Genomic DNA, 24,183 nt, shown 5'->3' with positions numbered 1-24,183 from the left:
GGCAAAGGGCGCGCCGGCTGGGGGGCTTATCCCGGCGTGGGCGCGCTGAAATCCGAGCTGGTCACGTCTGTCACCTGGGTTTCACGAAACGCAACGTCATGCGATCCGATTCGCCGATCGCCGCGTATTTCGCCCGATCGACGTCGTGGCCTTCATACGTGGGCGGCAGCGACCAGACGCCATGGGGATAATCTTTCGTGTCGCGGGGATTGCTGTTCACCTCGCTTTGGCCAGCCAATTCGAAACCTGCCGCACGCGCGTGTTCGATGACATAGGCTTCCGTCACATAGCCGGAGTCGATGGTCTGTTGCAGGGAGGTGCCCGGCGCCGCGCGATGTTCCTCGACACCGAGGATGCCGCCCGGCTTAAGTGCCGCGTAGAAGGCGCGCAGGTTCGCGTCGACCTGGCCGTCCTTGATCCAGTTGTGGATATTGCGGAAAGTCAGCACCTGGTCGACGCTGCCATTGGCCGGAAAGCCGCTGAACTGGCCCGCGCGCAGCGTGCCGACCACCACATTGCCGTAGACCGCTGGCGTGGCCGCCAGCTTGTGTGCGAATGACGCCCGGCCAGCCTGCTCCTCTGCCGCCGACGCAGCCTCCGGGCTGTCGTATTGCGCTTCGTACAGCGTGCCGTGGTCGTGCAGATAGGGCGCGAGTATTTCCGTGTACCAGCCACCACCGGGCGCGATCTCCAGCACGGTTTGCGACGACGCCACGCCGAAGAACTGCAGCGTTTCCTTCGGATGGCGGTAAACATCGCGCGCGCGGTTCTTGTCGCTGCGCTGCGACCCTGAAATGGCGGCGTCGAGCGAGGCAGAATCAGCCGCGGTGGAGGTCGACGCCGTCGGGGCGGCGCAGGCTGCCAGCAGCAGCGCCGCGCTCAGCGCCGCGAGCGTGGAACGCAGCGCGCGGGCCTGGGGAGTGGGGTGGGTGTTCATGGCACCCATTATCGGGTGCGATCTGCCTGGAAAGAAATCGCCAATCGACATAACGATATGCGCTTGCGGCATTTGCTGTGGCGCGGGAGTGTCGGTTCAGGCTTTCACGCTCCGGCGCGACCACCCACACGCTCCCCGTTACCCGGCGAGCGGATCAGCCGGCTCCATGTCCGGCTCAGATACCGAACACGATCCGCAACGTATCGTTCTGCACGATCACCGAGACGCCAATCACCAGCAGAATCAGTGGCAGCAACGCGGTACCGTAGCGCCGGATCGGCGCGCCCAGCAACGGATGCTCCACCAGCCACACCGCGCCCGCGCACCAGAGCCCGATCATCACGACGAACACCAGCGAAATGAACATGCCCTCACGGTGCGAATGACTCGCATACAAGGGGACGTAGACGGCGAGATTGTCCGAGCCGTTGGCGACCGCCACGCATGCGACTGTCCACCATGACGAGCCTGTGCCGGCCGTCGCCGGCGTGGCCGTGGTGGCTTGAGCCTCTTTCTCCTGATCCGCGTTGCCGGGTCGAAAGCGTGTCCACGCTTTGCTCAGGCCTACGCCAATCGGCAAGATACCGAGCAGACCGGCATAACCGGTGGGGAGTTGCGTCAACAACGCGGCGAGCAGAATCGATCCCACGATCAAGGTCAGCGAACCGGCAAACTGCCCGGCGATCACGCGACGTCGCTGGCCGCCGGTTTCCGCAAGGAAGGCGAGCAGCACGAAAAGGTTGTCGATATTGGTGGCGGCGTAAGCCGCGACGGCGAGCAGGGCAAGGCTGAACATGCGGGAAAGCCGGTCAATGCAGAGTGGGAAAACGGATCCATACCCAGCAAGCGGGTCCCGTTGAAGAGGCCGCAGCGTGCCGAAGGTATGGCGGCCGGTCAACACGATGCCGATGCAAGGCGTCGCGGTCAAGCCGCCTTTTTCTTTTGCACAGTATGTGTACCCGGCGAATCGGGATGTTCAGGTGCGGCGCCGCGCCGTCTTTTGCCTGTGCCGTTCCGATTGCCGGGCCGGTGCCGATCCCTCAGCCCGTAAGCTACAATTGCCGACGGCTTGAAAAACGGAACATCAATGAAGATTCGCATTCTCTCTATCGCCTGCGTCACGGCCGCTGCCACGCTGCTGGCGGCCTGCACGGCCGTCTACAAGAACTCGGATGCATGCGAGCAGTTGATGCGAAGCAAGCTGGCTGAAACGTCGCCGGATACGCTGAAGATCGCTCATACGGGCGCCGGTATCGACGGTTCGCGGGTGGTCGTCGAAGGATCAATCGAGCATGTAATGACGGCGTCGGAGGTCGCGGCTGCCTCGGCGGCATCCGCGGCATCCGCGGCAGCTTCCGCCGCGAAACTGGCCAATGCGCCGCACCCGGCCTCGGGCGCGCGTGCGGCATCCGCTGTGTCGGTGGCTTCCTCAGCCTCGGAGGCTGCGGCTGCCTCCGGCGTGACGGCTGGCGTGGCTTCAGGTGCTACGGCCGCTTCGGCGAGCCTGGCTGCGTCGGAGGTCGCTGCAACCTCGCTCAAACCGGCCAAGCCGAAGAAGACCAGCACTGCGGCTGCCGCCGAGTGCACATTCCACGGCTCCGCGCTGAGCGTATTTAGCTGGTTGGCGCCGGCAAAGCTCGTCAAGCCGGCAGATGGGGCCGGCACAGCCATCGAGTAGCCATTTCTGTTGCGGCTGTTGCCGCGGGCTAACGCCCTCCGGTCACCTCATGCTGTGCTCAACTAACACGGCATGATCCGGTTAGCGCAAGATGAATCTCAAGCCGCCCCGTCCGCGAGGCGGCTTTTGTTTTTGTGGATCAGCTCCAGCACGGATTCGCCGAACGCGTGCGGCCGCCCTTCGAAGCAGCGTTGCACGGCCTGCGTATCGATCAGGTGCTGCCGCAGCGCCGTGCGCTCGTCGTGCTGGTCGATCATGCGCACGGCCGCGGCGATGTAGGCTTCGACGCTCTCCGTGGTGATCCACGACGGCATGCCCACGCGCTCGAACAGCGCACCGTCGATCTGCTCGAATACCTCCGGCCCTCGTTTGCAGACGCCGGGCAAACCGAGCGTCAACGCATCGACGATACCGTTGGTATTGCCGAACGGAAACGGACTGAGGAACAGATCGGATTGATTGACGCGCGCCAGATACGCGGCGTAGTCGCGAATCGTTCTCAGGCACTCGCCGATGTAGTCAGGCTGCTCCAGTTCGATGAAGCGGTCGAAGACGTTCCGCCCGACTTCATCGACGGCGTAGCCGAAGCCGTCTTACAGCACGGTCTATCGGAAGGCGGATCCTGTTGTGCGACGCTCAGAACGCGTAATACGGACCCGGCCCGGCCGACGTTGCGCGCGATGCGATCGCTGTATATGCGATCGCTGTATAAATCCGTCGTCCGAAAAAGAACGGCAGACCCCAGCCGAAGCTGTTGCTCGCAATGCCGGCCAGATTGTCGAAAGCATTATTCGATGACGCGAACAGCGCGGCCGAATTGCCGATCGAAAACGACACCGTGTTCGACGCGCCATCGATACCCACGATCGAGGCGCTCGCTGTTTGCGTCGAGCTCGGGCAGTACCAGTAACCGCATTGCGGCAACTGACTATTACTGAAGAAGAGTGCGTTCGAGCCGCTGTCCACGTAGCTCGTCGAATAAGTCTGGCCGGCGCTGCTGGTGACCACATACCCCGTCTGCGAATTCGCCCTGAGCACGCTTGCGCTGCCCAGCGTGTTGTTCGCCTGGGTGCCGATGCCGAAGATCAGTGAACCCGAGACGCTGGCCGCGCCGGCATCGGCGATCGCCGGCAGGTCGATCACCACGCCGTTGTTGTCGAGCGCGAAGCTGCTGACCGGATTGGTCACCTGCTGCACAAGCGCTTGCGTGCTGGCAACGCAGTTGCCGCTGGCGTCGCAACTGTAGTACCAGCGCGGCAGCGCGGCATTGACGCAGCCGCTGCCGCAGTCGGCCGCGAACAGGCCGACGCCGAGAATGCCATTGGCGCGCAGGCTCGAGACGGTCAGCATCGCTGGGCCCGAGCCCGCGCAGTCGGTGGGCACAGTGGGCAGGGAGGGGTCGGAGATCAACTGGATCGGAATGGCCGAGGCCAACTGACCGGCCATGCGTACATCCGCGCTGCGCACCGCACCCCACGCATAGCCGCCGCCGAATACCGCGCACTCGCCGGTGACCCCGCTGCCCGAACCCACCGCCGCCAGCGTGACGCTGGCCGGCAGCGCGGACGCGAGAATCCGCAGGCCGTGCGAGCCGGTGTCGACCTGAATATTGTCGATCGTCGCGCAGTTGCTGGTGCCGGGCTGGCAGACGGTGACGCTCGTCGTCAGCATGTTGCGCGTCAGGCCCGGCGCGGTGGTGACGGTGATCGGCTGAACATTCGGCGTGGTCGACTGTGGCACGGACGTGGACGTGCTGGAGACTGCGCCCCCGGAGGGCGTGCTGGTGCCAGGTGAGCTCGCGGCACTCGGGCTGCTGGCCGCGCTGGCAGCTTCTGTTTGTGAAGAGCCGCCACCGCCGCCACAACCGGCGAGCGCCGCGCAGAAGAGAAGCAGGGCGCGGAGATGAGAGGAGAGGGTCATGGGTGTTGTCGGCAATCGATCGTCGAGGCGCTTTCTTGATAGCGTGCGCGTGGCGTCAGTGGAAATCGTCGGCCGTGACGCCGGACGGCAAGGCTGCGGGCAGCCAGGCGCGTCCTGCGTAGCCGCGCATCGGGCCGCCGGATTCCACGATCACGTCCGGGCGAATTACCCGCGAGGCGTGCAGATTGCCGTTCGGTGCCGAAGCGGCGGCGCCTGTCCTGTAGGAATCGGCGTACTTTCCGAGCAATGCACGCAGATCCGGCATGGTCGGGCCTTGCGATGTGTAAGCGATGATCTGGCCGGTATTCGTCGCGTACTCGTTGATGGTCGTGTTGCCCGCATCGGTCAGCGTGCGCAGGCGTAAGGCGCCGTTCAGCAGGGTTTGGGACGCGGCGCCCGTCGAATTCGCCCGGGCGGGCATCGTGCCCCCCAATTCGGCGCGCGCGTCGGTGCTGGCGCACAGCACGGCAACCACCATTGCCGAGGTGGCGAGAGCCGAAAAAAAGAAGGATTTGGCATGGCAACCTGTCTCGCTGTTGGAACGCTCAAGCTTTATTGAGATGTCCAATTCAAGATAACACTCAGGTTTCCTGATCGTTGCCAGGAGCGACGCTCGGCGCTTTAGGTAATCTCAAAAAGAACGTGTGACAAGGTTGGAAAGTCTCTTTTAAAACAAGGGTCTGACAATGAAGTAGGACATACCTGACGGTCGATTGGGAAGTGTTGTGAACTGTTAAATTTGCGATGGGGAGAGGGGGGCGCTACGGAGAAGCCGAGCTCTTTTCTGCACCGGCGGGTCCCCGGATCGGGGCGATTCAGCGACCTCCGCGCCGGCCGGTGCCACCCACGTTCTTGCCGGCCACTCGCTGCTCAATTCACGAGCAAACCCCAGTTTTTGCACATGTCCCGCCGGGATCGGTAAAATGTTGGGTTGATCCACGGAAACTTGCCGTGGCGTAGCGGAAGGATTCCCCGAACATGACTGATCTTCGTCTTACCAAGCGGTTTGCAGTAATGCTGATGGCAGGCGGTCTGGTCGCCGGCTGCGGCACTTCGTCGCCGACCAAAATCGATTACAAAAGCGACTCGAAATCGAAGCAAGTGTCACTTGCTGTACCGCCGAACATGATCGATGAGACGTCCGATCAGCGTTCGTTACCCCCGCAAGGCGGCGAAACCTCGCTGTCCACGCTCAAGCAGGTCCAGGCGCAAGCCCCGGCCGGCAACACCCTGACCGTGGTTCCGCCGGTCAACGGCATGCATATCCAGCGCGACGGTACGGAAAGCTGGCTGGTGATCGACAACAAGGCGCCCGACCAGGCATGGGCGCAGATCCGCCGCTTCTGGCAGGAACAGGGTTTCCTGCTGGTGGTCGACCAGCGCGACAAGGGCGTGATGGAAACGGACTGGAACGAAACCCACGCGCAGATCAACGAAGGCCTGATCCGCGACACGTTGTCCAAGGCGATGGGCAACAGCTACGTGAGCTCGGAGCGCAACAAGTACCGCACGCGTCTCGAAGCGGCGCCGAACGGCGGCACCTACGTGTTCATCAGCCAGAAGGGGATGCGCGAGGCGATCACCGGTACGAACAACGATTCGACCAAGTGGGAAGCCAAGCCGAACGATCCGGGCCTCGAACAGGAATATCTGAAGCGGCTGATGGCCGCGCTGGCACTGGCCGATTCGCGTACCAAACCGGCCGACGCGCAAAGCGCCGAGCTCTCGCCGGCGGGTGCGCAAACGGCACCGAACGCGGCTACGGCAGGCGCGAAGTCGGCGGCTGCGGCCACGGCGGCGCAAAACGTGGCGCTGGCGGCGCAACCGCCCATGCCGGACGACGCGGCGAACAGCACGGCGGCACAGTTCTCGTCCACCGAACTCACCCTCGGCGAGCCGTATGACCGTGCGTGGGTGCGCGTGGGCGTTGCGCTCGACCGCAGCAACTTCACCGTTGACGATCGCGATGCGAGCCGCGGTCTGTACTTCGTGCGCTACGTCGATCCGAAGGATTTGACGTCGGCGGAGCAGGGCTTCTGGAGCCAGGTGTTTCACGGCAAGAAGGAAAAGATCGCCAAGCAGTATCTCGTGAACGTGCGCGCGGTAACGCCTGACCAGACCCGTGTGGCCGTGGTCGACGACAAGGGCGCGATCGATCAGAGCCCGCAGGCCAAGCAGATCATGAGCCTGATGGTCGACCAGTTGCACTGAAGGAAGTCGTAGCACGCAGCAAACGCTGTCTGAAAACCCGCCCGGCATACAACCCGGGCGGGTTTTTTTATGTCCACGTTCCATCTCCCACATCGCGAGCCGTTAGACCGCCGTCATGGCGCGCACGTGTTTTGCTTTCTGTCTGAAACACCGGTATGAACCGGCGCTCAACGGGAGATGGCTATGTTCGACGTGATTCCTTACTGGATGTGGGCGGCGAGCTTGCTCGTCCTGGCGCTCGTATGCGGCGCAGCTTTGGCGCCGCGCGAGACGCGGCGGCCGACAGGTCTGCGGGTCAGGCATACGGCTTCGCAACGCACGAAATGGCCGGTGCGCTAATGGTTGAGCCGCTTCAAACGCTTGAAGCAGAACTGCGCGGCCGCCACTGTGCGGCCGCATGTAACGTGACGTTACCCCGGTGACGTAACTCGCAAACCCCGTTCTGTCGATCCTGTCAATATCCTTTCGTCGCAAAAAATTACAATAACAATCAATAGCTTGAAAACAATTTTTGATGAATTTGCATAACTGGCACGCAAGCTGCTTTTAAAGACTCATGGGGCCGGATTCGTAACATCCGACGTGAGTTCGCGACGAGTTTCCAATCTGCGGTTCCCAGACCTATTCAGCACCGGCGGACAAACCGGTGCTCAGCCCGATGATGGCCTGCGCGCGTGGCGCGCGGCCTCGGTGGCCCCGTCGCCTATCCTCGTAGGGCGACGGTTTCGCCCGCACTCCAACGGAGTGCGGGCTATTTTTTTGGGTATTCGGAATGAGCGGCCAGGCCGCGGACGCGGCAAGCGGTGCAGGATGGGAAAGCGGCGACGCTAACGGAAGCGTCGCGCAAAGCGGTGTGCCGGTGTCGGCGCGATGCTCGCCAGAGCGAGAACCCGTTGCGCCAAACGTATCGGGCGAGGCGGTTTCAGGTATCGGCGCGACGCGGCCCGACCCAAGGCAGGCGTTTGACCACACCGGTGGCCAGCGCGGTGCCGACGAGAATCACGCCACAGCCTTCCAGCATGCCCGGCGACACGCTTTCACCGAGAAACAACGCGCCCCACAGAATGCCGAAGATCGGGATCACGAAGGTCACCGTGATCGCGCGTGCCGGCCCCACCACCGCGATCAGATGGAAGAACAGCATGTACGCGACGCCAGTACACGCGACACCCAGCGCGATGACCGCGCCCCACGCGTGCAGCGAGATCGGCGCCGTTGGCCAGTAGATGGCGGCGAGCGGCAGCAGCACGATCGTGGCGCCGGTCATCGTTCCAGTCGCGACGGTCAGGGCGTCGACACCGGTCAGGTGGCGCTTCGTGTAATTGGCCGCTATGCCATAAAGCAGCGTGGCGCCGAGCGCGGCAGCGGCCGCGAGCGCCGTGCTCAACGGTGTGGCTGCCGAGCCGTTCGGTGTGGCGATCTGATCCCATACCAGCATCAGGACGCCGAGAAAGCCGATCACGAGACCGACCGTGCGCAGCGCGATCAGGCGGTCGCGCAGCCATAGAAAGCCGACAAGTGCGCCCCACAGCGGCGTGGTCGCGTTGATCACGGATGTCACACCCGCCGACAGCGTCAGTTCGGCATACGCGAACAGGCAGAACGGTGCCGCTGAGTTCAGGATGCCGACCACCAGCAGCGGAAAGGCACGCGTGCGCAGGATCGTCGCGGACTGCCGCAGCGGCCGCCGCGCGACTAGCACGACTGCGAGGAAGATCGCGCCGATGCCGACCCGCAACGCCATGAGCGGCGCGACGCCGAAGTCGGCCACGCCGACGCGGATAAACAGAAACGAGGCGCCCCATAGGGCGGCCAGGATCAGCAATTGCAACAGGTTTTTGGGATTCATTGTCGTGGCGCCGCGCGCGGTTGAGTCGAGACGCACGCGCATCGTAGCAGCGCGATCGCGCGAAACGTTTCACGTTGGAATGAAACGGCAAGAGTCGGGGGATGACGGGCGTCTGATCGTTCTTATCGTAAGCTCACTCGAGCGGGTCGCAAAGCGAGCAATTCTCACGCTGATGTGAGAAAAATTGCGATGAAATTGACTTGATGGAGAGGCGAGGGCAGGCCCGGCGTGGTGAGCGATTGTCGGGCGTGAATTATATTGCGGCAGCGCACCAGTTGCGGCGACTTGAGCTGCAGCGCCGTCAGCATCATCAGCACCGACCGCTCACGCTGCCTCGGGCGGGTCGAATGCATGCCGTCAAAAAAAGCGGGCGTGCCCGAAAGAGCACGCCCGCCGATTTACCCATGCAGATGTCAACTTGCTGATCGGACCCATCGCGCAAGCTATCGCTTCAAGGAACTGGCAAGCGCGCGCAATGACGCCGACGGGCGAGGCACACCTCAGTGCGGAATCATCCCTTGCAGGAAGTTCTGCTGCAGCCAGACCAGCACGCCGAGTATCACCGTCAACAGAATCGAATGCTTGAAGGTCTTGGCGAACACGACGCCTTCCTTGCCTTTGAGTTCGGTTGTCGCCACGCCGGTCGAGATGTTTTGCGGCGAGATCATCTTGCCCATCACGCCGCCCGACGAATTGGTCGCCGCCATCAGGATCGGGTTCAGGTTGAGTTGATGGGCCGCCACCACCTGCAGGTTGCCGAACAGCGCGTTACCCGAGGTGTCGCTGCCGGACAGGAACACCGCGACCCAGCCGAGGAACGCCGACACCAGCGGAAAGAACGGTCCGACCGAGGCAGCGCCGAGCCCAAGCGTATAGGTGAGCCCGGAGTAGTTCATCAGATAGGCGAGCGCAACGATAGTCGCCACCGTCAGAATGGCGATGCGCGTCTGGACCCACGTGTCGGCAATGGCCTTGCCAAATTCGCTGATCCCGAGACCCGTCACGAACGACGTAATGATGGCGGCCACGAGAATCGCCGTGCCGGTGGCGAGCGGCTGGAAGTCCCACACCGCGCCGTAAGGCGTGTTGTACAGGGTGATGAACACGGCCTTGTCGAGGCCCGGCCACGGTACCTTGACGTCGCCGATCAGGAAGATCTTGGCGATGGTCCAGACGATCACCACTGCCGAGACGATGATCCACGGATACCAGCCCTGGTCGCCACTGATCTTGCCGCGCACCTCGCCCACGCGATCGATGTTGATCGCGAACTTTGGATCGACGGCGGGCCTCCATACGCGCAGGAACGCGATGGTGAGAATCAGCGACACCATCGACGACAACACGTCGGTCAGGCTGTAGTTCACGTAATTCGACGCGACGAACTGTGTCAGCGCGAAGCTCGCACCTGACACCAGCAGGACCGGCCACACGCGCAGCATGTTACGAAAGCCCGCATAGACACCGATCACATAGAAAGGCAGCAGGAAGGCGAAGAACGGCAACTGGCGGCCGACCATCTTGGCAAGCGAATCGGCAGGCAGATGCGTGACCGCGCCGAGCACCGTGATCGGCACGCCGAGCGCGCCGAAGGCAACCGGCGCGGTGTTGAAGATCAGGGTGAAGGTGAGCGCTTCGAGGGTGGGAAAACCGAGCAGGATCAGTAACGAACTGGTGATTGCAACCGGCGTGCCGAAGCCGGAAATCCCTTCAAGCAGCGCGCCGAACGAAAAGCCGATCACCACCAGCACGACGCGGCGGTCGTTCGGCAGGTTATCGATCATCCACATGCGGAAGGCCGCGAAGCGACCCGAGCGCTGCGAGATGTTGTAAAGCAGAATCGCTGCGAACACGATCCACATTACCGGCCAGCAGGCAAACACCGCACCATTGGCCACGGAAGCGGCCGCGAGCCCGACCGGGAACTGCCAGACGAAGATCGCCACGATCAGCCCGACGATCAGGCCCGCGAGCGAGGCCTGCCAGGCGGGCCGGCGCGCCCAGCCGAGCAATAGCAACACAGTGATGATCGGTAAGGCGGCGACGAGGAACGAGAGCAATAGCGAATTGCCGACCGGAGTGAGTAGTTGGTGAAACATCACGTCTCCTTCGTTGTTGTTTAAACCCGACGCGGGACTACGCACGACGGGCGCGTCGCTCTGGCAGGACGGATGGGCGCCGGCGGCGCGTGCAGGACGCGCCGGGTCGCTTATTTAAACAAGTACTGCGTGTGACTTTCCCAAGCATAGGGCCAGATTGAGGCACGTCAAGAAGGGAAAGTACGGGCGGAGGGAGAAGTGGACGCTGTGTCCTGCGTGCCGGGATCGTCGCGGCATGATGCGCGTGGGGCCGGTCCGGCGTGACATGGCGAGTGCCGGCTGGCATGCCGATTTTCCGGCAACACGGGGGCGCACGGTGTGCGGCCGGGGTCCGTCCAGTGCCTGGGTCGCTGCGGGCACGGGACGGTCAAAGCAGGTCAGCGACGTTCGGCAGCGAAATTCGGCTGCGAGACTCAGTGCCAGTGACCGTGGCCACCCCAATAGCCGCCGTGGCCGCCGCCCCAATAACCGCCGAAACCGAAGCCGATCGAGACTGATGGCCCGTACCAGCCTGGGTAGCCATAGTAGGCCGGATAAGCGGGGTACGGCGCATAGTAGGCGGGATAGGCGGGCGCAACGTAGACGGGCGGGGGCGGCGGCGCGGCTGCAACCGTATAAGCGGGCAGCGGGTTCTGCTGGGCGTTCTGGGCCCGCTGCGCTGAATATTGCTGCTGTGTCAGCTGGGCCGCCTGTGAATCGGGCGGCCCGACCTGCACGTCCTGTTGGGTCGCGCCCGCGGGGACCGTGGCGTAATACGGATAGTAGCCGCCCGGATAATAACCGTAGGGGTAATAGCAGCCGGACAACGTCAGCATGCAGACCGCGCCGGTGAGCGCCAGCCCCGTTTGTGAACTGCGTGGGAAGCGGCGCGGCAGTCGCTTGCCGATCATGCTAACCGTGTTGATGATGCGGGACTTCATGACGCGCTCCTGTTTGAAACGGACGCCGCCATCCGGGGCGTTATGGCTTGAGCTTACGCCCCCGTAGCACCAGCAGGATTTCAAAACCGTAACGGCTTATTTCACGTCATTGCAGCGCGTTTCCCGGCGTGACTGGGCCGTTCTGGTCATCGTGCCCGCCCGCGCAGAAACGCAAAAGCCCGCCAGTGGCGGGCTTCGATGCTGCAATGCCGTGATGCGGAGGTTCGAATGGCGGGCGCGTACCGATGCGCCCGCGATCCGTGCCGATCCGTGCCTTACTGTCGCTGGTAAATCTCAGCGCCCTTCTTCATGAACTCGATCGACTTCACTTCCATGCCCTTCTTCAGCGCGTCGTCGTCGGAGAGGCCTTGTTGCGCGGCGAATTCACGCACGTCCTGCGTGATCTTCATCGAGCAGAAGTGCGGGCCGCACATCGAACAGAAGTGCGCAACCTTGGCCGAATCCTTCGGCAGCGTTTCGTCGTGGAATTCGCGCGCCTTGTCCGGGTCGAGACCGAGATTGAACTGGTCTTCCCAACGGAATTCGAAACGCGCCTTCGACAGCGCATTGTCACGCACCTGCGCGCCCGGATGGCCCTTCGCCAGATCGGCGGCGTGCGCGGCGAGCTTGTACGTGATGATGCCGGTCTTGACGTCGTCCTTGTTCGGCAGACCCAAGTGTTCCTTCGGCGTGACGTAGCAGAGCATGGCCGTGCCGAACCAGCCGATCATCGCAGCGCCAATGCCCGACGTGATGTGGTCGTAGCCCGGCGCGATATCGGTGGTCAACGGTCCCAGTGTGTAGAACGGTGCTTCGTCACACCATTCCAGTTGCAGGTCCATGTTTTCCTTGATCAACTGCATCGGTACGTGGCCCGGGCCTTCGATCATCGTCTGCACGTCATGCTTCCACGCGATCTGCGTGAGCTCGCCGAGCGTCTTCAGTTCGCCCAGTTGCGCTTCGTCGTTGGCGTCGTAGATCGAGCCAGGACGCAGGCCGTCGCCGAGCGAGAAGGCCACGTCATACGCCTTCATGATTTCGCAGATGTCTTCGAAGTGCTCGTACAGGAAGCTTTCCTTGTGGTGAGCCAGGCACCACTTCGCCATGATCGAGCCGCCGCGCGAGACGATACCCGTCATGCGCTTGGCCGTCAGCGGCACGTATTGCAGACGCACGCCCGCGTGAATCGTGAAGTAGTCGACGCCTTGCTCGGCCTGTTCGATCAGCGTGTCGCGGAAGATTTCCCACGTCAGGTCTTCGGCCTTGCCGTTGACCTTTTCGAGCGCCTGATAGATCGGCACCGTGCCGATCGGCACCGGGCTGTTGCGGATGATCCACTCACGCGTTTCGTGAATGTGCTTGCCGGTGGACAGATCCATCACCGTGTCGCCGCCCCAGCGGATCGCCCACGTCATCTTGTCGACTTCTTCGCCAATCGACGAGGTGACCGCCGAATTGCCGATGTTCGCGTTCACCTTCACGAGGAAGTTACGGCCGATGATCATCGGCTCGCTTTCCGGGTGGTTGATGTTGTTCGGGATGATCGCGCGGCCGCGGGCGACTTCTTCGCGCACGAATTCCGCGGTGATTTCCTTCAGACCGTCGGGACCGAATGCGCTCGCGCCGAACGCTTGACCCGGATGCTGGCGGCCCATCATCGCAGCGAGTTTTTCGCCGTTCGGACCGCTCGTCTTCAGGGTTTCCAGATACTCGGCACGTTGCTGATTCTCGCGAATCGCGATGTATTCCATTTCCGGCGTGATGATGCCTTTACGCGCGTAGTGCATCTGCGAGACGTTCTTGCCGGCGACTGCGCGGCGCGGCGTGCGGTGCAGGCCCTGGAAGCGCAGCTCGGCGGTCGCGGTATCGGCGGCGCGTTCGCGGCTGAAGTCGCTCGACAGACCCGTCAGCGCTTCGGTGTCGCCGCGCTCTTCGATCCAGGCTTGACGCAGCGCGGGCAGGCCTGCGCGGATATCGATTTTGGCTTCCGGATCGGAGTAGGGGCCCGACGTATCGTAGATGAAGACCGGCGGATTCTTCTCGCCGCCAAAGCTATCCGGCGTATCGGCCTGGGAAACTTCGCGCATCGGCACGCGAATATCGGGGCGCGAGCCGGTCACGTAGACCTTGCGGGAATTCGGCAGCGGCGCGACGGCGGCGGCATCGACGTGGGCGTCGGCGGAAAGAAACTTCGGGTTGGCGTTCATGCATATCTCCTGATGCAAAGCACTGTGGGGCCGCTAAGCAGGAGACGAGACGGAAGTTGTCGGATTCGCGAGAGATGAAACGGTAGACCAGGTGCGAAATCCGTACGCTTCCCTGCGCTGGCATTATCCAGATCAGGTTCAAAGGGTATTTCTCACCCACGCAACACGGACCTCCAACCTCCGTGCGACGCAGGACCCCCGCGTTAGCAGCGCACACAATACACCGCCCGGGCGGTGCTTGGCAACCCGTCTTGAAAAAGTCAGATGTCGGAGATAACGCCGGTCAGCCACGCACTATTCTTATTGTGATAGGGCTGCCGGGGATGATGCGGCGCAGCAGTTCTGCGTCGCGAAAGTGTTTTGCTTACAGCGTGAAATCGTCGGCGGCTTCGGGCTGAAACAGGATCTTTTCGAGCTTCAGGACTTTCTCCGTGCCGCTCGGCGGCGTGAAGCGGATGCGTTCGCCGCGTTTCGCGCCGAGCAGCGCAAGACCGAGCGGCGAAAACACGTTCAGGCGGCCTTGTGCGAAGTCCGCGTTGGGCGGATAGACAACCGTCCAGGTCATCGGTTCGCCGCTGGTTTCGTCGATCAGCGTGGCTTGCGAATTCATCGTAACAATGTTCGCGGGGATGTCGCGCGATTCGACGATTACGGCGCGTTCGAGGACGCCGTCGAGCATGTCTTGCAATTTGGCGTCGGCGCCAGGCGCGGCTGCGTGCTTTTCAAGACGGGCGACGTCGAGTTCGGTGAGGTAACAGGGTTTCGTCTTTTTCATGACGGGTTCTCCATTTCGATCTGCATGTAAGGGGACTGCGTGCGGATGAGATCAGCCCGGAGCCCGACGACGCGGCCCCGGCGATGGAGGGGACCTGCGTTAGTTCGGGCGCCGGGCGGCGAGAAGCGGGAGCGTTCGGGACGGCTGGCTGGCGTGGTGCGTCGCCATGTCCGCGCGCGCGCAACCGGTTGCGCGGCGGGGGCGCAAGCGGGTGAGGGCACGGGAGAACGGAAAGCGCATCGGGGTAGCCGGCAGTTAGCGAGAAGTGTTGGGATGAGCGCCGGAAAGAAAGCTTAATCGACGCAATCGAAAGGTGAATGTTAGCACGGTCGGGGCGTCTCTTTAATCGCCGCCGGGCGAGGCCGTGCCCATGCGGTGCGGCGTATCTATATCGCATCGGAGCCTTCAAGGCCGCTGCAGCGTTGCCGTTAATCCGCCTGTAGAGGCGAGCGCTGCCCGGTCGAGCGGCCGGCGGTGGGCAGCGCGTCAATAGCGCGGTGCGATCTGAGACGGCTTGAGGAGATGGGCTGATGAAAACGGAAATAGGGCGGTTTGGGGCGCTTGGCGCGCTAGCGGCGATGGCAGCGCTGGTTGCGGCGCCGATGTCGGCGATGGCCGCGAGCGGTGGAACGATCACTTTCTCGGGCATGATCGTGGCGCCACAGTTGGCGGTGTCGGCGGCCCCGGCTCCTGCTCAGGCCGGCGCACGTGTCAATGCTGCCGGCGGCCGACTCGCAGCGGCGGGTTCGGCGGTCACGCTGACCTTCAGTACTGAGCCGGGCGTGGTCGCGGGTGCCAATGTCGCGCTTCAGGTGATCAACGGCGCGAAGACGCGTGATGCGTTGGCCGAGCGCTTTGTCGACGGCAGTGGCCATGTGTCTCGTGCCGCCAGTGACGGGCGCTACCGGGTTGGCCGCGATGGCGGCGCGTTGTCGCTGGCGTCCAGGAATGCCGCGCAGGATACCCTGGTGATCGTTGTCGTTAGCTACGATTGAAGTACCGTCCGTGGGACGCCGGCGGGCAGTTCACCCACAGGCGCCCCGCAGGCCTCGACATCATGGAACGGTCGCGACCGCAGGCGAACCACCCAAACCAAAATAAAAATCAGAACCGGCTGTCATAACCGGTCTCGTGGTTCGACAAACGTGCAGATCCTGATGGAGCACGTCATGCAAACCGCACGAACCCGCCGGACTAACCGGCATGTCACCCGCGCAATCGCGCTAGCTGTTGCGCTGACAACCCTCTCAGCCAGCGGGCTCGCAACCGCGGCCGGTGCGGTATGCGCGTCGCACAGCCCATCCCACCGCGTAGCGCTGGTGGAGCTCTACAGCAGCGAAGGCTGCAGTAGTTGCCCGCCGGCCGACAACTGGCTGAGCCAGTGGAAAAACAGCGGCGCAACGCAAAGCGTCGTGCCATTGGCCCTGCACGTGGATTACTGGAATAGCCTCGGCTGGACCGACCGTTTCTCGCAGCATCGCTTTACGGAACGTCAGCAAACCCTCACTGACCTCGCTGGTGGCCACACCATCTACACGCCCGAGGTCTTCGTATCCGGCCGCGAACTGCGTAGCTGGTCGCAACGCGACAGCTTCCAGAGCCGCATCGGCAAGGTCATTGCCGAACCGGCGCAGGCGAACGTGGCGCTCGAACTGAAACCCCAGGCGAAGGGCGCCTTCAATGTCGACGCGCAATTCACCAGCAAGGCAGCGGACACAACGGGTCAACTGAATGCCTATGTCGCCGTCTACCAGAACGCGTTGAACTCGCAGGTCAGGTCCGGGGAGAACAGCGGCGCTACGCTGCATCACGAACGCGTCGTGCGGCAATGGATCGGCCCCGTGCCGCTCGTTGCCGGTAACGCGCAGATCCGCCGCGATATCCGCATCGACGATGCCGATCCCAACGCGCCGGCTGACAACTTCGGCGTCGTCGCTTTCGTTGAAAACGCCGCGACCGGCGACGTGTTGCAAGTCGGCGAACTGGCTGCCTGCAACTGATCGCGCGACGACCCCGCGATACCCCCCATTTCACCGGAGATTCACATGGCAACGCCTCATGCTCTCAGCAAAACGGCCCCGCCCGCCACGCCGACGAGCGGCACGATTCACCCGGTATGGGTGCGCATCACGCATTGGCTCAACGCGCTCGCGGCCATCCTGATGATGCTGTCCGGCTGGCGCATTTATGACGCATCGCCGATCTTCAAAGGTTTTATGTTCCCCACGGCAATCACGTTAGGCGGCTGGCTCGGCGGTGCGCTGCAATGGCACTTCGCGGCGATGTGGCTGCTGGTCTTCAACGGCCTGCTGTATCTCGCGCTGAATCTGGTCAGCGGACGTTTCGTGCGCAAGTTCCTGCCAGTCTCGCCGCGCGCCGTGCTGCACGACTTCATCGCCGCGCTGACCGGCAAGCTCTCGCATGCCGATCTGCGCGTCTACAACGCGGTGCAGAAATTCGCTTATCTGTTTGTCGTCTGCGATCTGATTGTGCTGGTGCTCTCGGGCCTCGCGATCTGGAAATCGGTGCAGTTTCCGCTGCTGCGCGAACTGATGGGCGGCTATGACAACGCGCGCATCGTCCATTTTTGCGCCATGTCGCTGATGGCAGCGTTCATCGCCGTGCATCTGGTGATGGTAGCGCTCGTGCCGCGCTCGCTGCTGGCGATGCTGCGCGGACGCTAAGGCGCTGATGCCAACCTGCACGCGCACATGGACACACGGATACGCAAAGATTAAGGACATCGAATCATGATCAAACCCGCTTCCAAACCCGATCGAACGTTCGCCCCTGCGCTCGACAACAAACTCGACCGCGAATCGATCATGATCGACGCCCGGCGTGAACTCGCGATGCCATCGCGCCGCCTGTTCGGCAAGCGGCTTCTGACGCTCGGCGGCCTGTCGATGCTAACGGGCTGCTCGCTCACCGACAACGATTCGGTCAACGCATTCCTGACGGCCGTGTCGCGCCTGAATGACCGCGCGCAAGCCGCCCTGTTCGATCCGAAGCAACTCGCGCCTACCTACACCGAAGCGCAGATTACCCGGCCATTCCCGTTCAACGCGTTTTACGGTATCGAAGACGTCCCTGATGTCGACGCTTCCGACTACAAGCTGAAGATCAGCGGCCTCGTCACCGGTCAGCGTGTCTGGACCTTGCCCGAGTTGTACGCGCTGCCGCATGCCGAGCAGATCACGCGGCATATCTGCGTGGAAGGGTGGAGCGCGATCGGCCGTTGGGGCGGCACGCCGTTTGCCGATTTTCTGCGACGCATCGGCGCGGACACGAGCGCGAAGTACGTCGGCTTCAAATGCGCCGACGACTACTACGAAAGCATCGACATGCCGACCGCGCTGCATCCGCAAACGCTCCTGACCTTCGAATACGACGGCGAGCGTCTGCCCGCGAAATACGGCTTCCCGATGAAGTTGCGCATGCCCACGAAGCTCGGCTACAAGAATCCAAAGCACATCGTCGAGATGTTCGTCACCAACACGTTCCCCGGCGGCTATTGGGTCGACCAGGGCTACAACTGGTTCGGAGGCTCCTGACGCGCGCGGGTCGGCGCGTGCAAAGACGGACGCGCGACCCCGGGCGGCAGAAGCTTCGGAAACACCCCGGCGCCACCAGGAAGCCGGTTTCAGATTCATCCATAACGAAACGGAGTCATCCCATGAAAAAGTTCGCAATCGCAGCAATGGCCGTCGCCCTCCTGACCAGCGGCGGCGCCGCGTTCGCGCAGGCAAGCGGCGCAATGTCCAACGATGCAATGTCCAAGGACACGATGTCGAAGGATTCAATGTCCAAAGACACCATGTCGAAGGACAGCATGAAAAAGGACACGATGAAGAAAGACACGATGAAAAAGGGTAACGACGCGATGGGCATGAAGCACGAAGCCTCGGGCGCGATGGCCAACTGAGCGTCGCCGATGATGCCGGTTGCATAGTTGCAGCGCCGGTGTCACGGGCGAGTCCAAAGCCGGGGAATCGTCCCCGGCTTTTTTGTTGCAGGCACGCAAAAAGTTACGATTCTTTCAGTCTGCACGGTGGGTGCTTACTGCATAATGCGATGCGCGCCGAACCTTTGGCGCGTGTCAGCCGCAGATCGATTTTTATCGACCGCCGCGGCGTTGTGGCCCCATTGGCCATCTTTCGTCCTTCCGTTCCACCGACATGTCCGCCAGCCTCGCCCGTCCGACCGCATCGCCGATGCGGTGTCCGCCATCCCGATACAGGGTTTTCAGCGGGGGCGCAGCACCTCGAGCGGCATGGGCGGGTTGAACATATGGCGCCGCAACTTCCCAGCCGCTTTCCGCGTGGATTCCCGCGTGGTTTTCCGATCCGTTTGCCGCAGTCCCGCAACGGACAGATCGCGCTCGCGCTCGCCGTCGTCTATCTCGTGTGGGGCTCGACCTATCTCGCCGTGCACGTCGCCCTCGGCTCGTTTCCGCCCTTGCTGCTTTCAGGGCTGCGCAATCTGTTTGCCGGGATAGGGCTTTTCATTTTTGCAGCGCGCCGCAAGCCGGTCTGGCCGAGCGTGACTGAAATCCGCAATGCCGGTATTGTCGGCACGATGCTGGTCGGCTTGTCGAGCGGCATGCTGGCCTACGGCATGCGCACCGTCGGCACCGGCACCGCGGCCGTGATGGTCGCGACCGTGCCGCTGTTCGCGACGGTGATCGCGGCGGTGGCGGGGCGCAAGATTGGCCGAGGCGAGTGGTTTGCGGTCGGCCTCGGGTTGGTGGGCATCGCGATCCTGAGTTACGGGGACAGCGCGCCGGGCTCCGCGGGCGGCAGCCTGGCGATCCTGTGCGGTGCGCTTTTCTGGGCCGGCGGCGCGCACCTGGCCGGGCGGCTGAAGCTGCCGTCGGACCTGTTCCTGTCGACGTCGTTGCAAATCGGCCTCGGCGGCGCGATGTCGACAATGGTCGCCCTGGTGACGGGCGAGCGGATGATGGAGGTGCATTTTCTGCCGGTGCTGGCCTTCGTCTACCTGATGCTGATCGGGACGATGGCCGCCTATGTCGCGTACGGCTTTTTGATCCGGCATACGAGTCCGATCATCGCCAGCAGCTGCATGTACGTGAATCCGGTCGTCGCGGTGGCGCTCGGTGCGTTGTTGCTCGGCGAGCCGGTCACCCATTCGACGGTGATCGCGACGATCGTAATTCTGGCCAGCGTGGGCCTGTCGTTCTGGTTCGATTACCGGAAGAAGGGCCTCGCCTGAGGAGGGCGGCCGCTTCAGAGCGCCGCCGCCACCTCCGCACCCTCGCGAATCGCGCGTTTCGCATCGAGTTCGGTCGCCACCTTTGCGCCGCCGATCACGTGATAGCGCGGACCGTTCGCACCATTCGCGCCTTTAACGCTGTTCGCGCTGCCAGTCCCATTCGCGCTGTTTGACCTATCCGCGGATCGTGCCGCCGTCTCCGGAACCAGATTGCGCAACGATTCCTGACCCGCGCACACGACAATCGTGTCCACTTCGAGCCAGTCTTCGGCACCGTCACGCGCAATCTTCAAACCGCGCGCGCAGATCTCCAGGTAGGACACGCCGCCGAGCATCTTCACACCGTTCCTGGCCAGCGTTGCGCGATGCACCCAGCCAGACGTCTTGCCGAGCCCCATGCCGAGCCTGCCCGCCTTACGCTGCAGCAACCAGATCTCGCGGAACGGCTGCACCGGCGCCGGCGGTTTCAAACCGCCGCGTTCCCGCACCGTGAGATCGACCCCCCATTCGTCGAGCCATGCTTCGCGCGGCATTGGCAGAGGCTCGCCAGAACGATGCAGCAGAAACTCGCTGACATCGAAGCCGATCCCACCCGCACCGATCACCGCGACGCGGCGTCCCACCGGCGCACCGCGCAATACGTCCACATAAGACAGCACGTTAGGTCCGTCGATGCCGGCAATCGCCGGGCTCCGTGGCACGATGCCCGTAGCGATGATCACATCGTCGAAACCGCCTGCCGCGAGCAGCGCCGGATCGACGCGCGTATCCAGTCGCACGTCGACGCGATGCCGCTGCAACTGGCTCTGAAAATAGCGGATGGTTTCGCTGAATTCTTCTTTACCCGGCACGCGCATCGCCAGATTGAACTGACCGCCGATCGTTGCGCTCGCGTCGAATAACGTTACGCGGTGCCCGCGCGACGCCGCCACCGTCGCCGCGGAAAGTCCTGCCGGACCCGCGCCGACCACTGCCACCGAACGTGCTGCCTGCGGACCCGGGACCGGTCGGTAGACCAGCTCGGTCTCGCGTCCCGCGCGTGGATTGACAAGGCAACTCGCGCGCTGGTTCTTGAACGTGTGATCGAGGCAGGCCTGATTGCAGGCGATACAGGTGTTGATTTCGTGCGCGCGTCCCTCGGCGGTCTTTACCACGAACTCAGGGTCGGCGAGGAGGGGCCTCGCCATCGAAACCAGGTCACCCGCCCCCTGAGCAAGTAGTTCTTCAGCGACCTCAGGCGTGTTGATACGGTTCGACACGATCACCGGCACGTTCACCGCAGCCTTCAGCCGCGCGCTGAGCGCGGCGAAAGCTGCACGCGGCACCGAGGTCACGATGGTCGGCACTCGCGCTTCGTGCCAGCCGATTCCCGTGTTGAACATCGTGACGCCGGCGGCTTCGAGCGCCTGGGCGACCTGTACGGTTTCTTCCCAGGTGTTGCCGCCTTCGACCAGGTCGATCAGCGAGAGCCGGTACACCACGATAAAGCGTTCGCCGCACGCCGCACGCACGCGCTCGACAATCTCGCGCGCGAGTCGCATGCGGTTCTCGATGCTGCCGCCGTAGCGGTCGGTGCGCTGGTTCGTGCGTGGACATAGGAACTGGTTGAGCAGATAGCCTTCGCTGCCCATGATCTCGATACCGTCATAACCGGCGCGTTGGGCGAGGCGCGCACAGCGTGCATAGTCGCGCACGGTGCGGGCAATGCCGGCTTCGGTGAGCGCGCGCGGTTTGAACTTCGAGATCGGCGATTTGAGCGCTGACGCTGAAACGACGAACGGCTGGTACCCATAGCGGCCCGCATGCAGGATCTGCAGCGCGATCTTGCCGCCTTCAGCGTGTACCGCCTCGGTCAGCAAGCGGTGATTGCGCAGATCGAACACCGAGTTCAGCGTGCCGCCGAAGGGCAGCAGCCAGCCCTGCCGGTTCGGCGAGATCCCGCCCGTGACGATCAGCCCGACGCCGCCTTTCGCGCGTTCACGGAAATACGCGGCCAGTTTCGGGTAATTCCAGAAACGGTCCTCCATGCCGGTGTGCATCGAACCCATCACCACGCGGTTGCGCAAGCGGGTAAAGCCGAGGTCGAGTTCAGCGAGTAAGTGTGGGTAAGACATGCGAGGGACCGTGTAAGTGTGGGTTGCGCACGAACAATACACCGGTCATTGGGCCAACCCGCCGAGGAAAAATTCTAATCCGCGCAACTCATTGCTCCGTAAGCCATTCTTCAGGTGCCATCAGTCATCTGGAACCCCGCGGCACACGCATTGCTGAATGCCAGCGTCCATCGACACGGACCGCGCTGCCGACAAGAACAAGCGCGATGAGTAGCAGGGATAGGAGAGGGCACTTCATTTCGGAGAGCCTGCCTGGAACCGTTCCAATGATCCGCGAACCTGGTTTCCAGGGGGCGCGGCGTACGAAGCGGAGCGCCCGCAAATTAACGGGTCGTGGGCCCCAAAACGATAAGGATGAGCACAATGAAAACGATTCGAACGATGGCGGCTGTGGTTGCGATTACATCCGTTTTAAGCGCGTGCGGTGGCGGCGGCTCCAGCGACGTAGGCAAGGAACTCGGGCTGACGAATCCGGAGATCCATTTCATCCACGCGATTCCCAGCGGCCCGGCCGTCGACTTCCTCGTGAACGGCACCGCGCCTTCGGGGCAGACGAACATCAGCTATAAGGGTGTGACGAACTTCACCAACATCAACACAGGGTCGACTACGGTTGCGTACTCCGCCACCGGCACGACGACTGCGCTGGCGAGCGGTACCTTCCCCGACGTTGCGAAGGGCCACGAATACACGGTGCTGGCTTTGCCGGGCCTGACGGCGCCGGATATCGGCCTGATCGACGACCCATTCGATAAGGGGCTGCTGTCCAACAGCGCGCGCCTGCGTGGCTTCAACGCATCGGCCAACGCGACCAACCTCGACCTGTATCTGGTCCAGGCAACCAGCACCGACATCACCAACGTCAGCCCGACGATGGCGGGCGTGTCGTTCAAGAACGCGGTGCCGGCAAGCGGCCAGGATTCGATCTACGTGTCCGGCGGCCAATATGTGCTGATTGCGACGGTGGCGGGCAGTAAGACGCCAATCTTCCAGTCGCCATCTTTCTCGCTGTCGAACAATGCCGACTGGCTGGTGACGTCAGTGCCGATCGGCGGTGCGCTGAGCCAGCTCGTGCCGGGCCAGATCCATCTGCTGGTCGCGCAGAACGGCAACACCAGCACGCCGAGCATTGAGTTGTCGAACACACTGACGGGCCAATAAGCTCGCGAACCAGCATGCGTGCACAGCGCGCGAGACATAAACAATAAGCGACAGTCTCAGGGAGGACATAGCGGCGATCGAGATGAGTGGATTGCCGCTATGTTTGTAGGTTTGCTTCAACCGATACCAACAGGAAGGAGAATCGCCATGCTTCACTATGCCATCGTCTTTTTCGTGATTGCGATTATTGCCGCCGTGTTCGGTTTTACCGGTATCGCAGCGGGTGCGGCGGAGATCGCGAAGATCCTGTTCTATATCTTCCTGGTCGTGTTCGTGGTCACACTGCTGCTCGGCGTATTCCGAACGTAGACGAATACCACGTCCTTGAACTGGCGTATCAGGCGCGATTTGTGCGGGGTATGCAGTTCCCCCAACACCGGATAAAGGAGAAATTCAATGTCGAAGTCCCCTGGCGCCCACGGCGCGGCATCTCAATCCAGCGATACGTTCGTCATGGACATCAAAAAAATCCGCGAAGACGCGCGCAAGCACATGTCGGACGGTGCGGTCACGCAAAGCTACGGTGCAGACCGTGAGACGGTGCTGAAACTGCTCAACGATTCGCTGGCCACTGAAATCGTCTGTGTGCTGCGCTATAAACGGCATCATTTCATGGCCAAGGGTATCAACTCCGAGGCCGTGGCTGCCGAATTCGCGGAGCATGCGACGCAGGAGCAGGAGCACGCCGACCTTATCGCCGAGCGCATCGTGCAGCTTGGCGGCGAGCCGGATTTTGCACCGGACGGTCTGAAGACGCGCTCGCATTCGGAATATAAGGAGGGTGGCGACCTGACGGATATGATTCGCGAGAATCTGATCGCCGAGCGTATTGCGATCGATACGTATCGCGAGATCGTGCGCTATCTTGGCGAGAAGGACGTGACGACTCGCCGGATGTTCGAAGACATTCTCGCGGTCGAAGAGGAGCATGCTGACGATATGGCGGATCTGCTCGAAGGTCGCGAGTAATGATGCAGGGGAGTAGCGCGGCGCTTGTTGTCTTTATGCCTACGGCGTTGGGCTTTCCTTGATCTGGCTTTTTGGCCTTTCCTTGAATTCTTAGTGGTCTATTAGTGTTGC

Annotated in this window: 22 protein-coding genes, 1 pseudogene and 1 riboswitch; of the genes and pseudogenes, 12 read left to right on the top strand and 11 right to left on the bottom strand. The window is 62.7% G+C overall.

What is annotated here, in order from left to right; genetic code table 11:
- Positions 1-70 precede the first annotated feature (70 nt).
- On the bottom strand, positions 71-946 hold the full coding sequence (locus PQQ96_RS37080; protein ID WP_408301672.1) for a class I SAM-dependent methyltransferase: 876 nt from the start codon (positions 944-946) through the stop codon (positions 71-73).
- Between the two features lie 166 nt (positions 947-1,112).
- Positions 1,113-1,733, bottom strand: coding sequence for a cadmium resistance transporter (locus PQQ96_RS37075; RefSeq protein ID WP_408301670.1), 621 nt, complete (start codon positions 1,731-1,733; stop codon positions 1,113-1,115).
- A gap of 291 nt (positions 1,734-2,024) precedes the next feature.
- Here PQQ96_RS37075 and PQQ96_RS37070 point away from each other — a divergent pair, with 291 nt between their 5' ends.
- Positions 2,025-2,615 (top strand): hypothetical protein, encoded by a 591-nt coding sequence (locus PQQ96_RS37070; protein ID WP_408301669.1) that lies wholly within the window; start codon positions 2,025-2,027, stop codon positions 2,613-2,615.
- 98 nt (positions 2,616-2,713) lie between these two features.
- Here PQQ96_RS37070 and PQQ96_RS37065 read toward each other — a convergent pair.
- The 3 genes and pseudogenes from PQQ96_RS37065 to PQQ96_RS37055 form a co-directional block, all read right to left on the bottom strand.
- Positions 2,714-3,100 (bottom strand): annotated as a pseudogene (locus tag PQQ96_RS37065) (glycosyl transferase family 1); the annotation flags it as partial.
- Positions 3,101-3,251: 151 nt separating this feature from the next.
- A complete protein-coding gene (locus PQQ96_RS37060; protein WP_408301667.1) occupies positions 3,252-4,535 on the bottom strand; it encodes a DUF3443 domain-containing protein in 1,284 nt (427 codons plus the stop codon).
- 55 nt (positions 4,536-4,590) lie between these two features.
- On the bottom strand, positions 4,591-5,013 hold the full coding sequence (locus tag PQQ96_RS37055) for a DUF2844 domain-containing protein (protein ID WP_408301665.1): 423 nt from the start codon (positions 5,011-5,013) through the stop codon (positions 4,591-4,593).
- Between the two features lie 500 nt (positions 5,014-5,513).
- On the opposite strand from PQQ96_RS37055, the gene bamC reads away from it, so the two are divergent.
- Positions 5,514-6,746 (top strand): NlpB/DapX family lipoprotein, encoded by a 1,233-nt coding sequence (bamC, locus tag PQQ96_RS37050; protein WP_408301663.1) that lies wholly within the window; start codon positions 5,514-5,516, stop codon positions 6,744-6,746.
- Between the two features lie 183 nt (positions 6,747-6,929).
- Positions 6,930-7,085 (top strand): hypothetical protein, encoded by a 156-nt coding sequence (locus PQQ96_RS37045; RefSeq protein ID WP_408301661.1) that lies wholly within the window; start codon positions 6,930-6,932, stop codon positions 7,083-7,085.
- Between the two features lie 583 nt (positions 7,086-7,668).
- Here the strand turns inward: PQQ96_RS37045 and PQQ96_RS37040 are convergent.
- From PQQ96_RS37040 to PQQ96_RS37020, 5 genes are all read right to left on the bottom strand, one after another.
- The gene (locus PQQ96_RS37040) at positions 7,669-8,595 is read right to left on the bottom strand and encodes a DMT family transporter (RefSeq protein WP_408301660.1); all 927 of its coding nucleotides are present in this window, start codon (positions 8,593-8,595) and stop codon (positions 7,669-7,671) included.
- A gap of 500 nt (positions 8,596-9,095) precedes the next feature.
- Positions 9,096-10,694 carry an L-lactate permease gene (locus PQQ96_RS37035; protein ID WP_408301658.1) on the bottom strand — a complete coding sequence of 533 codons (1,599 nt, stop codon included), beginning with the start codon at positions 10,692-10,694 and terminating at the stop codon, positions 9,096-9,098.
- A gap of 413 nt (positions 10,695-11,107) precedes the next feature.
- Positions 11,108-11,614 carry a hypothetical protein gene (locus PQQ96_RS37030; RefSeq protein WP_408301656.1) on the bottom strand — a complete coding sequence of 169 codons (507 nt, stop codon included), beginning with the start codon at positions 11,612-11,614 and terminating at the stop codon, positions 11,108-11,110.
- 275 nt (positions 11,615-11,889) lie between these two features.
- Entirely contained in the window at positions 11,890-13,821 is a 1,932-nt protein-coding gene (gene thiC, locus PQQ96_RS37025) for a phosphomethylpyrimidine synthase ThiC (protein WP_408301654.1), read from the bottom strand.
- 91 nt (positions 13,822-13,912) lie between these two features.
- A riboswitch (TPP riboswitch) is annotated at positions 13,913-14,031 on the bottom strand.
- 154 nt (positions 14,032-14,185) lie between these two features.
- Positions 14,186-14,596: a GreA/GreB family elongation factor gene (locus tag PQQ96_RS37020; protein ID WP_408301652.1), complete on the bottom strand. Its 411-nt coding sequence runs from the start codon at positions 14,594-14,596 to the stop codon at positions 14,186-14,188.
- Between the two features lie 530 nt (positions 14,597-15,126).
- Here PQQ96_RS37020 and PQQ96_RS37015 point away from each other — a divergent pair.
- From PQQ96_RS37015 to PQQ96_RS36990, 6 genes are all read left to right on the top strand, one after another.
- On the top strand, positions 15,127-15,591 hold the full coding sequence (locus PQQ96_RS37015) for a hypothetical protein (protein ID WP_408301651.1): 465 nt from the start codon (positions 15,127-15,129) through the stop codon (positions 15,589-15,591).
- A gap of 174 nt (positions 15,592-15,765) precedes the next feature.
- Complete coding sequence (locus PQQ96_RS37010) at positions 15,766-16,596, top strand: DUF1223 domain-containing protein (protein WP_408301649.1); 831 nt, start codon at positions 15,766-15,768, stop codon at positions 16,594-16,596.
- Positions 16,597-16,641: 45 nt separating this feature from the next.
- Positions 16,642-17,280, top strand: coding sequence for a cytochrome b/b6 domain-containing protein (locus tag PQQ96_RS37005; RefSeq protein ID WP_408301647.1), 639 nt, complete (start codon positions 16,642-16,644; stop codon positions 17,278-17,280).
- A gap of 66 nt (positions 17,281-17,346) precedes the next feature.
- Positions 17,347-18,150 (top strand): molybdopterin-dependent oxidoreductase, encoded by an 804-nt coding sequence (locus tag PQQ96_RS37000; protein ID WP_408301645.1) that lies wholly within the window; start codon positions 17,347-17,349, stop codon positions 18,148-18,150.
- A gap of 122 nt (positions 18,151-18,272) precedes the next feature.
- Positions 18,273-18,521 (top strand): pentapeptide MXKDX repeat protein, encoded by a 249-nt coding sequence (locus tag PQQ96_RS36995; protein WP_408301644.1) that lies wholly within the window; start codon positions 18,273-18,275, stop codon positions 18,519-18,521.
- Between the two features lie 365 nt (positions 18,522-18,886).
- Entirely contained in the window at positions 18,887-19,828 is a 942-nt protein-coding gene (locus PQQ96_RS36990; RefSeq protein WP_408301642.1) for an EamA family transporter, read from the top strand.
- Between the two features lie 14 nt (positions 19,829-19,842).
- Here the strand turns inward: PQQ96_RS36990 and PQQ96_RS36985 are convergent, their stop codons facing one another.
- A complete protein-coding gene (locus tag PQQ96_RS36985) occupies positions 19,843-21,942 on the bottom strand; it encodes an oxidoreductase (protein ID WP_408301640.1) in 2,100 nt (699 codons plus the stop codon).
- A gap of 363 nt (positions 21,943-22,305) precedes the next feature.
- Here PQQ96_RS36985 and PQQ96_RS36980 point away from each other — a divergent pair, with 363 nt between their 5' ends.
- From PQQ96_RS36980 to PQQ96_RS36970, 3 genes are all read left to right on the top strand, one after another.
- Positions 22,306-23,103, top strand: a complete 798-nt coding sequence (locus PQQ96_RS36980) for a DUF4397 domain-containing protein (RefSeq protein ID WP_408301638.1) — start codon at positions 22,306-22,308, stop codon at positions 23,101-23,103.
- A gap of 147 nt (positions 23,104-23,250) precedes the next feature.
- Positions 23,251-23,412, top strand: coding sequence for a DUF1328 domain-containing protein (locus tag PQQ96_RS36975; RefSeq protein WP_006052455.1), 162 nt, complete (start codon positions 23,251-23,253; stop codon positions 23,410-23,412).
- Positions 23,413-23,499: 87 nt separating this feature from the next.
- Positions 23,500-24,072 (top strand): ferritin-like domain-containing protein, encoded by a 573-nt coding sequence (locus tag PQQ96_RS36970; protein WP_408301636.1) that lies wholly within the window; start codon positions 23,500-23,502, stop codon positions 24,070-24,072.
- Positions 24,073-24,183: the final 111 nt, after the last annotated feature.

Source organism: Paraburkholderia sediminicola (genome assembly GCF_046027825.1).
Taxonomy (GTDB): domain Bacteria; phylum Pseudomonadota; class Gammaproteobacteria; order Burkholderiales; family Burkholderiaceae; genus Paraburkholderia; species Paraburkholderia sediminicola_D.
The sequence above is the reverse complement of the archived record's forward strand: the minus strand, read 5'-3'. Positions and strand labels throughout refer to the sequence as shown.

Bases quoted from the DNA above. Each gene is read 5' to 3' on its own strand.
- PQQ96_RS37080 (WP_408301672.1), bottom strand. From the start codon at position 946: ATGGGTGCCATGAACACCCACCCCACTCCCCAGGCCCGCGCGCTGCGT.
- PQQ96_RS37075 (WP_408301670.1), bottom strand. From the start codon at position 1,733: ATGTTCAGCCTTGCCCTGCTCGCCGTCGCGGCTTACGCCGCCACCAAT.
- PQQ96_RS37070 (WP_408301669.1), top strand. From the start codon at position 2,025: ATGAAGATTCGCATTCTCTCTATCGCCTGCGTCACGGCCGCTGCCACG.
- PQQ96_RS37060 (WP_408301667.1), bottom strand. From the start codon at position 4,535: ATGACCCTCTCCTCTCATCTCCGCGCCCTGCTTCTCTTCTGCGCGGCG.
- PQQ96_RS37055 (WP_408301665.1), bottom strand. From the start codon at position 5,013: ATGGTGGTTGCCGTGCTGTGCGCCAGCACCGACGCGCGCGCCGAATTG.
- bamC (WP_408301663.1), top strand. From the start codon at position 5,514: ATGACTGATCTTCGTCTTACCAAGCGGTTTGCAGTAATGCTGATGGCA.
- PQQ96_RS37045 (WP_408301661.1), top strand. From the start codon at position 6,930: ATGTTCGACGTGATTCCTTACTGGATGTGGGCGGCGAGCTTGCTCGTC.
- PQQ96_RS37040 (WP_408301660.1), bottom strand. From the start codon at position 8,595: ATGAATCCCAAAAACCTGTTGCAATTGCTGATCCTGGCCGCCCTATGG.
- PQQ96_RS37035 (WP_408301658.1), bottom strand. From the start codon at position 10,694: ATGTTTCACCAACTACTCACTCCGGTCGGCAATTCGCTATTGCTCTCG.
- PQQ96_RS37030 (WP_408301656.1), bottom strand. From the start codon at position 11,614: ATGAAGTCCCGCATCATCAACACGGTTAGCATGATCGGCAAGCGACTG.
- thiC (WP_408301654.1), bottom strand. From the start codon at position 13,821: ATGAACGCCAACCCGAAGTTTCTTTCCGCCGACGCCCACGTCGATGCC.
- PQQ96_RS37020 (WP_408301652.1), bottom strand. From the start codon at position 14,596: ATGAAAAAGACGAAACCCTGTTACCTCACCGAACTCGACGTCGCCCGT.
- PQQ96_RS37015 (WP_408301651.1), top strand. From the start codon at position 15,127: ATGAAAACGGAAATAGGGCGGTTTGGGGCGCTTGGCGCGCTAGCGGCG.
- PQQ96_RS37010 (WP_408301649.1), top strand. From the start codon at position 15,766: ATGCAAACCGCACGAACCCGCCGGACTAACCGGCATGTCACCCGCGCA.
- PQQ96_RS37005 (WP_408301647.1), top strand. From the start codon at position 16,642: ATGGCAACGCCTCATGCTCTCAGCAAAACGGCCCCGCCCGCCACGCCG.
- PQQ96_RS37000 (WP_408301645.1), top strand. From the start codon at position 17,347: ATGATCAAACCCGCTTCCAAACCCGATCGAACGTTCGCCCCTGCGCTC.
- PQQ96_RS36995 (WP_408301644.1), top strand. From the start codon at position 18,273: ATGAAAAAGTTCGCAATCGCAGCAATGGCCGTCGCCCTCCTGACCAGC.
- PQQ96_RS36990 (WP_408301642.1), top strand. From the start codon at position 18,887: ATGGCGCCGCAACTTCCCAGCCGCTTTCCGCGTGGATTCCCGCGTGGT.
- PQQ96_RS36985 (WP_408301640.1), bottom strand. From the start codon at position 21,942: ATGTCTTACCCACACTTACTCGCTGAACTCGACCTCGGCTTTACCCGC.
- PQQ96_RS36980 (WP_408301638.1), top strand. From the start codon at position 22,306: ATGAAAACGATTCGAACGATGGCGGCTGTGGTTGCGATTACATCCGTT.
- PQQ96_RS36975 (WP_006052455.1), top strand. From the start codon at position 23,251: ATGCTTCACTATGCCATCGTCTTTTTCGTGATTGCGATTATTGCCGCC.
- PQQ96_RS36970 (WP_408301636.1), top strand. From the start codon at position 23,500: ATGTCGAAGTCCCCTGGCGCCCACGGCGCGGCATCTCAATCCAGCGAT.